General features: G+C 49.6%; 10 protein-coding genes. 9 read left to right on the top strand and 1 reads right to left on the bottom strand.

All coding sequences use genetic code 11. The features are described 5' to 3' along the window. From CBX96_RS21225 to purF, 9 genes are all read left to right on the top strand, one after another. On the top strand, positions 1 to 168 hold a 168-nt coding region (locus tag CBX96_RS21225; protein WP_181382224.1), incomplete at its 5' end, for a transposase. 326 nt (positions 169 to 494) lie between these two features. Next, positions 495 to 1,625, top strand: a complete 1,131-nt coding sequence (locus tag CBX96_RS21220) for a 4-phosphoerythronate dehydrogenase (RefSeq protein WP_109287981.1) — start codon at positions 495 to 497, stop codon at positions 1,623 to 1,625. Between the two features lie 2 nt (positions 1,626 to 1,627). Then, complete coding sequence (locus CBX96_RS21215; RefSeq protein ID WP_023267706.1) at positions 1,628 to 2,644, top strand: aspartate-semialdehyde dehydrogenase; 1,017 nt, start codon at positions 1,628 to 1,630, stop codon at positions 2,642 to 2,644. 179 nt (positions 2,645 to 2,823) lie between these two features. Beyond that, on the top strand, positions 2,824 to 6,210 hold the full coding sequence (locus tag CBX96_RS21210) for a FimV/HubP family polar landmark protein (protein ID WP_109287980.1): 3,387 nt from the start codon (positions 2,824 to 2,826) through the stop codon (positions 6,208 to 6,210). A gap of 103 nt (positions 6,211 to 6,313) precedes the next feature. Continuing rightward, complete coding sequence (gene truA, locus CBX96_RS21205) at positions 6,314 to 7,099, top strand: tRNA pseudouridine(38-40) synthase TruA (protein ID WP_109287979.1); 786 nt, start codon at positions 6,314 to 6,316, stop codon at positions 7,097 to 7,099. Positions 7,100 to 7,150: 51 nt separating this feature from the next. Then, complete coding sequence (gene folC / locus CBX96_RS21200; protein ID WP_109287978.1) at positions 7,151 to 8,449, top strand: bifunctional tetrahydrofolate synthase/dihydrofolate synthase; 1,299 nt, start codon at positions 7,151 to 7,153, stop codon at positions 8,447 to 8,449. Next, on the top strand, positions 8,442 to 9,266 hold the full coding sequence (locus CBX96_RS21195; protein ID WP_109287977.1) for an SPOR domain-containing protein: 825 nt from the start codon (positions 8,442 to 8,444) through the stop codon (positions 9,264 to 9,266). The genes folC and CBX96_RS21195 overlap by 8 nt, the downstream gene beginning before the upstream one ends. 110 nt (positions 9,267 to 9,376) lie before the next feature. Further along, positions 9,377 to 9,865 carry a CvpA family protein gene (locus CBX96_RS21190; RefSeq protein WP_011716539.1) on the top strand — a complete coding sequence of 163 codons (489 nt, stop codon included), beginning with the start codon at positions 9,377 to 9,379 and terminating at the stop codon, positions 9,863 to 9,865. A 179-nt stretch (positions 9,866 to 10,044) separates the two neighbouring features. After that, on the top strand, positions 10,045 to 11,559 hold the full coding sequence (gene purF / locus CBX96_RS21185; protein ID WP_011716540.1) for an amidophosphoribosyltransferase: 1,515 nt from the start codon (positions 10,045 to 10,047) through the stop codon (positions 11,557 to 11,559). A gap of 89 nt (positions 11,560 to 11,648) precedes the next feature. On the opposite strand, the gene CBX96_RS21180 is transcribed toward purF, so the two are convergent. After that, on the bottom strand, positions 11,649 to 11,828 hold a 180-nt coding region (locus CBX96_RS21180; protein ID WP_146194347.1), incomplete at its 5' end, for an integrase core domain-containing protein.

The following is an 11,828-nucleotide window of genomic DNA, read 5'->3' as shown; positions in this document are numbered from 1 at the left end:
TTCAGTAAATTTCCTTACCTACGTAAGAATAAACTTTGGGGAAATCATTTTTGGCAGAGAGGATACTTCGTCGATTCGATTGGAATTAACGAGGAAATAATCCGTAGATACGTTAGGCATCAAGAGAAAGTAGAGCGGCAAGAGCAGGGTCAACTTGCTCTTGAATAAAGGCCCCCTTTTAGGGGGTTAAAACAAAGCCACCTTCTGAAGAAGGTGGATTCTTTACTGGTTGGAATTCAGAAATACCAATCACATTAAATATCTAATTCAGTTCAGAGCCTCTCCGGCATCTCAATCCAAGGCGAATTGATGCAGAAATGGTTATTCCCTTTTAAGTCAATGTAACGAGGGAATGGAATGCTTGTAGCTCCCGCTGAATGAACACATTTTAAAACGATTGGCATAATGCGACTCAGGGATTGGGTTTATGATCAGAGTCTTGCTAGAATCCTTGGCTACTCACTCTCTAGCCCATTTTTATCAGAAAGGTCCCCATGAAGATTGTTGTCGATGAAAATATGCCCTATGTCGAACCCTTATTTGGGGCGTTAGGCGAGATAATCCCAGTCAATGGCCGCACGCTAACGCCTGAGCAGGTGCAAGATGCCGATGTGCTACTGGTGCGCTCGGTCACCCGAGTCAATGCTGCATTGTTAGATGCCAATCCAAAACTTAAGTTTGTCGGCAGCGCCACCATAGGGACGGACCATGTGGATCTGGCCTACCTTGCAGGGCGTGGTATTCCCTTTTCGAATGCACCCGGCTGTAATGCGACCGCAGTCGGGGAGTTTGCCTTTATTGCGATGTTAGAACTGGCGGCGCGGTTTAACTCGCCGCTCAAGGGCAAAGTCGTGGGGATTATCGGTGCGGGCAATACTGGCAGCGCGACGGCCAAATGCCTCGAAGCCTACGGCATTAAGGTATTACTCAATGACCCCATCAAAGCGGCCGAGGGCGATCCCCGTCATTTTGTGAGCCTTGAAACCCTATTACTTGAAGCGGATATCATCAGCCTACATGTGCCCATCACTCGCACTGGCGAGCATAAGACGCTGCATTTATTCGATGAAGCGCGCCTGATGAGTCTTAAACCCAATACCTGGCTGGTGAACTGCTGCCGTGGGGATGTGATTGATAATCAAGCCTTAATTAAGGTTAAGCAGCAAAGGGATGATCTTAAATTGGTGCTCGATGTATGGGAAGGGGAGCCACATCCCATGCCGGAGCTGGTGCCTTTTGCTGAGTTTGCGACTCCGCATATCGCCGGTTACAGCTTAGAAGGTAAGGCTCGTGGCACTTTTATGCTGTACCAAAAGTTGTGTGAGTTGTTAGCTATTCCGGCCACCAAACGCTTATCCGAGCTCTTGCCGCCATTTCATTTCAAGGCGGTCGAACTCGAACAAACTCCCGATGAAAAAGCCTTATTACAACTCGCAAGATTCGTCTACGACCTGCGTGATGACGATGCCGTATTCCGAAATGGCTTTGCAAGGTCGAATGGCTTCGACACTATGAGAAAAAATCACAAACATAGACGCGAATTTAGTGCATTGGCGCTGGCTTATCACGGCCAATCTGAGGTAGATTGGTTGTCCAATTTAGGTTTTTCAGGAGTCGGTCGGTAATTATGTCGCAGGAATTTAATGTTGTCGTTTTAGGTGCATCGGGCGCAGTGGGTCAAACTATGATTGAGATCCTCGAAGAGCGTAACTTCCCGGTTGCGAACTTATATCCTTTAGCCAGTAGCCGTAGCGCCGGTGAAACGGTCAGCTTCCATGGCAAACAAGTTACCATTTTGGACGTCGAAACCTTCGATTGGAGTCAAGCACAGTTAGGCTTCTTCTCTGCCGGTGGCGATGTCTCGGCCAAGTGGGCGCCTATCGCCGCTGAAGCGGGTTGTGTGGTGATCGATAACACCTCTCACTTCCGCTACGACATTGATATTCCATTGGTTGTACCTGAGGTTAACCCCCATGCGATTGCCGATTTCCGCAACCGTAACATCATCGCTAACCCGAACTGCTCGACCATCCAAATGCTGGTGGCACTAAAACCGATTTACGACACTTACGGTATCAGCCGTATTAACGTTGCGACCTATCAGTCAGTCTCTGGTACCGGTAAAAAGGCGATTGAAGAGCTGGCAAAACAATGTACTAAGTTGCTGCAAGGTCTGCCTGCTGATGCTGAAGTTTATCCAAAGCAAATCGCGTTTAACGTATTGCCGCAAATCGATAAATTTATGGATAACGGCTACACCAAAGAAGAAATGAAAATGGTCTGGGAAACCCAGAAGATTTTCGGTGATGACGAAATCCTCGTCAACGCAACGGCCGTGCGTGTGCCAGTCTTCTATGGTCACTCAGAAGCCGTACATATCGAGACGCGTCAAGTCGCCGATGCAGAAGATATTAAAGCTTTACTGCGCGATGCCGAAGGAGTGGTATTGTTCGAATCCGATGACGAATATCCAACGGCTGTAACCCATGCAGCGGGTACCGATCCTGTTTATGTGGGTCGTGTGCGTAAGGATATTTCCCATTCTCACGGTATTAACCTTTGGGTGGTGTCGGACAATATCCGTAAAGGCGCAGCCTTAAACAGTGTGCAAATTGCCGAGATTTTAGTGAGAGATTATTACTAACTCTTAAGTGGCAATTGATGCCCAGTGAAAAAGCCTGCTGCCAGCAGGCTTTTTTTGTTTTACAATTGTGAACAGTAGCAGGGCTGGGATTTCTAGTTTATAGTAATCTCAATAAATACAATTGCCTAAAGCCTGTTATCAGCGAGATAACTTAAATAGCGCTTCAAAGGGAAGGATTGATGAAATTTCGCACTTCGTATCTTGTGGGCCTGATGGCCACCGTTTTAGCTGTTTCTTCCACGACCTCTTTTATTGATCCTGCGATAGCTGCTGATACTCCCAAAATAAAACCTTTAAAAATCATGGGACCAGACGGACAGATCCGTCAGGTCAATCATCAATATGGACCAACGACCTCTAAGGACACTTTCTGGAGTATTGCGCAAAAAGTCCGTCCCGATGCCAGTGTCAGCGTTTATCAAGTGATGGCCGCAGTATTTGATGCTAACCCCCATGCGTTTAACTCCGACAGTTATAACAGCCTCGAACGTGGCATGATTTTGCTGATCCCTTCGAAAGAAGTGATGCTCGCCATCCCCAATAGTCTGGCCATTGCCCGCGCCGAGCGCAGCGACAAGCAGGCTCGTTCTGGTGTTAAAGCCACGCCTAAGGCAGAAACCAAACCTGCGACTAAGCCAGCTGCACCGACTCAGACAGTCGCACAGCCTAAACCTAAGGTGGAGACGCCACCTAAGGCCGAGGTGAAGCCCGAAGCGGCGAAAGTGACCAATACCGAAGTGGCTGCGACGCCAACCGCGCCTAAGATGGTGAGTTCGGATGTCAATGCACGCCTCGAAGCGGCGGAGAGCAAGAATTTATCCCTGACCGATGAGTTAGCCAGAGCGCAAGATCAACTCGCGGTGAGAAATACCGATGTTGAGACACTCAAAGCCAAGGTTGAAGAATTAAATCAACAGATTGCGGTATTAGAAGAAACCCTACAGGCCAGTAAGAAGCAAAACCTTGCACTTAAAGCCGAGGTTGAGGCCGCACAAACGCCAGAGACCGCGACGACAGACGAGCCTGCCATGCCCGCAGAGCCCGATGATCTGTGGCGTAACCTGATGAGTAATCCGCTGCTCCTCGTTGCGGCGGCGGTGATCCCCGCATTATTGCTACTGGTGCTCGTTTTCTGGCTATTACGCCGTAAACGCAATAAAGAGCGCCGCGAGCTAGAAGCACAGCAGGCGGCGATGATGGCCGCGGGTGCGGCTGGCGTGGCGAGTGCGTCTGTGCTGGCGATGGATGATGACGATCTCAGCGACATGGCAGTACATCTAGATACTGACCATGCTGATTCGATCGACAGCTTACTCGATGTTGGCAGTGTTGACCTGCAACCCGAGCAGGAAATGACCGATAGCCATGAACAGATGGACATGGCATCAGAAATGTTTATTGACCCAGGTGTCAGCACTGAGCCTGAACCTCAATTTGAAGAGGATGAAGGCCAGTCTCTGGACGATCTCTGGGCAGAGGCCATGGGTGATCAAGAGGAAGCCGAAGCCTTTGCTGAAGAGAAAGCCTCATCTGGCAATATTATTGAGGAAGAAGACCTCGATGCACTGCTGGCTGGATTAGGCTCTGATGAAGAAGAGACCCCGCAGGAAGCTCAAGCTACAGCTGAAGGGCTCGACGAACTCGACGAATTAGCCGGTTTCGATTTACCTGCTGAAACTGCGCCAGATCCAGAGGATGAAGATTTAGCCGCCGCGATTGCCGCCGAGCTAGAATCTGGGCTAGGCGCTGACTTAGCCACAGAGCTGGACACTGAGCTTGAAAACGACGCAGTGCCAGCCGACGACGATATCGATGCGTTACTCGCAGGCTTTAACCAGCCAGAGGCTAACAAACCTGTCGAAGCGGCGGATGAGGATCTCGATGCCTTATTGACCGATTATGACAAGGCGCCAGCAGAAACTGCTGATGATCTCGGTGATGAAATTGCCGCCGAATTAGACGATGACTTAGCCGAGTTGGGTGTCGCGCAAACCGATGATATTGATGCTTTACTGGCAGATTTTGATAAACCCGCCGCGCCCGAACCCGATTTAAGCGATGAAATTGCCGCTGAGCTTGATGCCGACTTAACTGACATTGGTGTAAGCGAATCCGACGATATCGATGCGCTACTCGCGGGCCTCGATGCTCCAGCGCAGCCCGATCCTGAAGTCGCAGCGGCCATTGCCGCCGAGTTGGATGATGAACTCGCTCCAAACTTACCAACGAGCGATGAAGATCTCGACCAGTTATTGGCAGGCTTTAACACGCAAGAAGCGCTCGTCGAAGAGGCTGTTATCGACGACACCGTTGCCGAGGATATGGCTCAAGCAGAAGCCGCCATTGAGCGCGATGACATTGCCGCCGAACTCGAAGCCGCATTACCTGAAGACTTGTCGACGGCAGAGGACGACCTCGATTCACTCTTAGCCGAGTTCGATGTGCCTGAACAAGCCGATGCGGATGCCGACGACTTTAACTTCGACTTAGAAACCACCCATGTCGAACCAGAAGAAAAAGACGAGGAAGAAGATTTACTCAAGGGCATTGGTGCCGCCCATGCCATTGATGGCACGGACGATACCTTCGAACTGAGTGAAGAGATTGCGGATAACCAAGACAGTACGGATAACAGTGCCGATGACGCTGCCGCAGAGCCTAAGTTTACGGGTTTTGATGAAGATACTGACGATATCGCACCTGCTCTTGGTGCTGCTGTCGCCGCATCTGCCGTGGCGGCCGCCGCGAGTGCGAAGGAAAAAGAGTCATCTTTCTTCAATGACTTAAAGGCCAACAAGACTAAAGATCCCCATGTTCTCGATTGGGATACCGAACTGAATTTTGCGCCTACGCCTGAAGCGAAAACGCCGGGCAAACTTGAAACCGATTTGCCTTTAGATCCGGTACCAGTGCAGGGCTCGTCGCGTAAACCGCTAGAGTTTGCGCCAGATAATCAGCCAGAGGTTGATGCCAAAAATACAGCTTCGAGCACTGAGTTTAATCTCGATGATGAGCTGGATTTAGGCCGCGAGTTCGATTTAAAAGACGATACTGATGATGTCGATTTAAGCGATGACAGCGTACTTGCCGCCTTTAGCACCAATACCGACCTCGAAGAGGAAGAGATATTAACCCCTGAGGACAGCTTTGCCCTCGATGACGAGCATACGCTCACCGTCGATGAGGCTCTAGCGGCCCTCGATGCGCAGGAATCTCGCAAGTCGAAGAAGTTTGTTCCAGAGCATGATTTAACTAACTTCCAAAACGAGCATGGTTATATCGATATCGAAAAACTGCTTAACGATGCCGAGCAGGACAACACAGAGACAGATCTCTATCCCGAAATGGATGTGGAGATGAGCGATGTGGGCGCCCTGATTGGCGATGCCGCCATGATCGACGTGGACGATGAGGAAAACTCAGTCAATGCCAAGCTCGATTTAGCCCGCGCCTATATCGAAATCGATGATAGCGACAGTGCCAAAGCATTGCTACGGGAAGTCCAAATCGACGGTAACGAGCGTCAGCAAGAAGAAGCGGCTCGTTTACTTAAAGAGATGGGCTAATCCCTAAGGGGCTTGATTTCACACTAACGGCGCGCAGAGCGCCGTTTTTTTTGTGGGCTGCTGTGATAAAATGCGCCGCTAAATTAACTGTGAGGATGTGTGGATGCGGATTGCATTAGGTATTGAATATGACGGCAGTGGTTATTTCGGTTGGCAACGTCAGGCCGAAGTCGATTCAGTACAAGGGCAATTAGAACAAGCCTTATCTAAGGTGGCCAACGAACCCATCAGCTTGTTCTGTGCGGGACGAACCGATGCCGGCGTTCATGCAACGGGACAGGTGGTGCATTTCGAGACGAATGCCATACGTAACGAAGGCGCGTGGACCTTAGGGGTGAATGCCAATTTGCCCGATAATATCGCCGTTCGTTGGGCAAAAGAGGTGGATGACAGCTTCCATGCTCGCTTTTCTGCAACAGCCAGACGTTATCGCTATGTGATTTACAATCATAATTTCCGCCCTGGGATCCTACGTCACGGCGTGAGCCATTACCACGGTGATATCGACGCCGATAAAATGCATATTGCGGCGCAGGCGCTGCTTGGTGAGCAGGACTTTACCAGTTTTCGCGCCATTCAATGTCAATCGAAAACCCCATTTCGCAATGTGCACAGCGTTAAAGTGACGCGTCAGGGCATGTATGTGATAGTCGATATTTCTGCCAACGCCTTCTTACACCATATGGTGCGAAACATTGTCGGCTCCCTGCTGGAAATTGGCCTAGGCAACCAACCATTGACTTGGATGGCGGATTTACTCGCGCTTAAAGATCGAAATCAAGCGGCGGCCACTGCCAAACCCAATGGACTCTATTTAGTCGATGTGACATATCCCGAGCAGTATCAACTGCCTAAGTTGGCTTTAGGGCCATTGTTTATGCTGGATTAATCGCCGCTTTGCCGATTAAGTGAAGCGCGTATCGAAGGAAGGAAAGAACAGATGACCACAGCCCCGAGTGAACAGACAGCCTTAACTGTGCCGAGTGCGAATGCGCCATTGGCACAATGGCTAGATTATTTATTATCGATTCACCCAACCGAAATCGATATGGGATTAACGAGGGTTTCAGAGGTTGCCGCGCGCCTGCATTTATTGGATCTCGGACCCAGTAAAGTGGTCACAGTAGGGGGCACCAATGGCAAAGGCACCACCTGCGCCATGCTCGAGAACATCCTGAGTTTATCAGGGCTGACGGTGGGCGTTTACAGCTCGCCCCATATGCTCAAATACAATGAAAGGGTGCGCATTAACGGTCAAGATGCCAGCGATGAAGCCTTTGTGGCGGCCTTTGAGCAGATTGAGGCGGCCCGCGGCGAGATTTCGCTGACTTTCTTCGAATATGCCACCTTGGCTGGCTTAATTCTGTTTAAAGCAGCCAAGTTGGATGTGGTGATCTTAGAAGTCGGTCTTGGCGGTCGTTTGGATGCCACCAACATGATTGATGCCGATATCAGCGTGGTGACGTCCGTCGATTTAGACCACGAGGCGTATTTGGGCAATACCCGCGAGCTGGTAGGTCGTGAAAAGGCGGGTATTTTTCGCCAAGGTCGTCCCGCCATTGTCGGCGAGCCGAACTTACCCCATACGGTCAATGATGTCGCCCAAGATGTTGGCGCCAAGCTCTATCGTGTGGGTGAGGAGTTTAGTTACCAGCAAGATGGCCAGACGTGGGATTACCAAGGCCAAGTATTCACCCTCAAGCAGTTGAGTTTGCCGACATTGCCATTACCAAACGCTGCGACTGTGATTGCGATTGTTGAGCATGGCTGGCCGCATATTGCTGCCGATATCATTTCCAAAGGCATCAGCAGCGCGCGCTTAACCGGGCGTTTAGAGCAAGTTAACGAGCAGCCGCTGATTTTACTCGATGTGGCGCACAATCCCCATGCGGCGCGCTTTTTAGTCAAGCAGCTCACGCCAATGGTGACGGGGAAGCGAGTGTTTGCCCTGTGCGGCATGTTAAAGGATAAGGATATTGCAGGCGTATTGCCTGTGGTTTCACCCTTAATCGATACTTGGTACTTAGTGAGTTTACAGGGTGAGCGCGGCGCCAATGCAAGCTTGCTGCGCCAAACCTTAGCGCAAGATACTAAGGCCCATGAGTTTGACGATATCGCCGCGGCATGGACGGCATTAAAAGTGCAAATTCAGCCCGATGATGTGGTAATTGTGTTTGGCTCCTTTTACACTGTGGCAGGTTTTAAGTCTCTCTTTAAGCAGGATAACCGTTTTGTCTAGCCAGTTTCATAATCGATTAGTCGGCACTGTGGTGCTGGTCGCCCTCGGGGTGATTTTTCTGCCGGATATTTTAGATGGCAAGAAGGACCGCCAAGAGGAACAATTTGCTGAAATTCCCCTGCGTCCTGCCGCAATAGCGCAGCAAAACGCCGATGATATGTTTGAGGTGTTGTCCACACAGGATGTGGATGGCGAAGGTGCGTTACCCGAAGAGGCCTCTCCGAATGATGAGGCGGCGTTAGCGCAGGCGGTCAATACTGACGTCAAAGACACGCCTGCGGCAAAAGTCGAGCCTAAAGCGGAAGAGGTGAAGGAGACCGCCAAACCACAGACGGCAAAAGCGGAAAATAAGCCTGAAGTGAAAGAGCCGGTGAAAACCGAGACCGCTAAGGCCGAGCCGAAGAAAGAGGCGCCAAAGCCAGCTGCAACTAAAACTGAGACCAAAAAGCCTGAAACCAAGCCAACCGTCGTGGCGAAAGCGGACAAACCTAAAGCCGAAACCGCGAAAACAGAATCTGCAAAACCTGCCAAAGACGATGGCATCAAAGTGGTGAGCCGCGATTCATTAAAACCTGGACTTACCCTGCAACTAGGCGCATTTAGCAATGCCGCCAACGTAAAAGCGCTGGTGGCGCAGTTACGTAAAAGTGGTTACAAGGCGTACACAATTCCAGACACGCCTAAGGATGGCGTATTGACGAAAGTGTTCGTGGGGCCTGATGTTTCCGAAGCTAAGCTCAAGAAAATGCAGGAAGAAATTGAAACCCTAACCCGTTTGAAAGGCCGAATTGTGCCTTTTAATCCCTTGGAATCTTAATGCTATTCAGCAGGGGCTGAAATAATTTATTTACCTCGCTAGGGGTGAGAATCGTTTCAGTCTCTGGTAGAATCGCGCCGTCTTAAAGCCTATGCTGGAAAGCCATCTCAATGGTTTGGATTGATTACGCTATCATCTTCGTTATCGGGTTATCGACTCTTATCAGTCTGATCCGCGGATTTGCCAAAGAAGCCATGTCGTTAGTGGTATGGTTCGCGGCTTTCTTTGTTGCCAGCCAATTTTATCAAGACCTCGCCGTTTATCTCACGCAAATGAACGATGAGGTGCTACGCAATGGGGTCTCCATTGCTATTCTTTTTATCACCACCTTAATACTCGGCGCCCTCATCAATTACATCATTGGGCAATTAGTGGTTAAAACCGGATTATCTGGCACTGACAGACTCTTAGGTCTGTGTTTCGGTGCCATTAGGGGCGCGCTGATCGTCAGTGCGCTGCTGTTTTTTATGGATGCTTTTACAGGCTCACCCAACACCCAATGGTGGAAGGACTCTGTACTAGTGCCCGAATTTGGCGTTGTGATCCAATGGTTCTTTCACTATTTGGAAAACACCTCCAGCTTTGTACCCAAACTATAAAAAAGACAATAAATTTATCCTAAGTGATGGAGGATAAGTAAGGTTGAGCCCAAAGCCCAAGGTTCGGACTCAACACTGAGATGAAGCACTTAAGCCGTATGGTTGGGGATTTACTTCGTCTTTTACTTATATTTCAACATGAAAGGGCATAGAACATCTTACAATGAGGAAGCTTACCCATGTGTGGTATCGTCGGAATAGTTGGCCAATCATCGGTTAATCAGACCATTTATGACGCACTGACCGTGCTTCAGCACAGAGGTCAGGATGCGGCAGGTATTGTGACCGTTGATCGTGGTGCTTTCAGACTACGTAAAGCCAATGGTCTGGTCAAAGATGTATTTGAAGTCAAACACATGCAGCGTCTACAGGGCAATGCAGGTATTGGCCACGTACGTTATCCTACTGCAGGCAGTTCCAGCGCGTCAGAAGCGCAGCCTTTCTATGTTAACTCGCCATTTGGGATTTCATTAGCCCATAACGGTAACTTAACCAACACGGTTGAATTAGCTGAAGGCCTGATTAAAAAGCGTCGCCATGTGAACACCACATCCGACTCCGAAGTATTACTAAACCTGCTGGCTGATGAGCTGCAAAAAACCACTAGCTTAATGCTGACGCCTGACGAAGTGTTCGACACTATCGCCAAAGTGCACGAGCAAGCCCGTGGCGCCTATGCGGTAGTGGCCATGATTATAGGTCAAGGTCTGGTGGCCTTCCGCGATCCTTTCGGTATTCGTCCACTGGTATTAGGTAAGCACGAAACCCCAACCGGTACTGAGTACATGGTGGCCTCTGAGAGCGTGGCGCTCGATGCCGTGGGTTTTGAAGTGATGCGCGATGTGGCGCCAGGCGAAGCGATTTATATCTCTCTCGATGGCCAGCTTTACACTCGCCAATGTGCCAAAGAGCCAAGTTACTCACCTTGTATCTTCGAATTCGTGTATTTTGCGCGTCCTGATTCGACTATCGACAACGTCTCTGTTTACGCCAGCCGCGTAAACATGGGTGCCAAGCTCGGTGAAAAGATTAAAAAAGAATGGTACGACCATGATATCGACGTGGTGATCCCGATTCCTGAAACTTCATGTGATATCGCATTAGAAATCGCCCGTTGCATGGACTTACCTTACCGTCAAGGTTTTGTGAAGAACCGTTATATCGGCCGTACCTTTATTATGCCTGGTCAACAGGAGCGTAAAAAATCGGTACGCCGTAAACTCAATGCCATCAACACTGAGTTTAAAGGTAAGAACGTGCTGTTAGTGGATGACTCTATCGTACGTGGTACCACCTCAGAGCAAATCATTGAGATGGCGCGTGAAGCGGGTGCGAAGAAAGTGTACTTTGCCTCTGCGGCACCGGAAATCCGTTTCCCGAACGTTTACGGTATCGATATGCCAACTTCGAATGAGCTGATTGCCCACGGTCGTGATGCCGATGAAATTGCTAAGCTGATTGGCGCCGATGGCATTATCTTCCAAAATCTGCCGGATCTGGTTGAAGCGGTGAGAATGGAAAACCCAGAGATCAAACGTTTCGAAACCTCAGTGTTCGACGGTCACTACATCACTAACGATGTTGACCAATCTTACCTCGACCACTTAACTCAGTTACGTAACGACGATGCCAAAGCCGACCGTAATAAAGATATTGGCACTAACTTAGAGTTACACAACGTTTGCCATCCGTAAGACGAAATTCTTAAGATGGAAAGTGTGCTCGGCGGTAAGCGTCGGCGCACTTTAAAATGATGTCCCGTCCTAAGATAGGTTGACAGTTTTTAGGCCAGCTCCAGTAGCTGGCCTTTTCTATTGTGCACCTGATTAGGGGTTGCCATATTCAAACTCAGATGCGGTCTCATATCGTTGTATATTGCTATCGATTCTCTAACAAGTATCTTCAGCTCCGCAAATGTCCTACATCGGTGCAGTAAAAACTCCTGCTTCAGTATGCCATTCAC

It is taken from the genome of Shewanella sp. BC20, from assembly GCF_003129585.1.
Taxonomy (GTDB): Bacteria; Pseudomonadota; Gammaproteobacteria; order Enterobacterales; family Shewanellaceae; genus Shewanella; species Shewanella seohaensis.
This window is presented reverse-complemented; position numbering and strand designations above follow the sequence as displayed.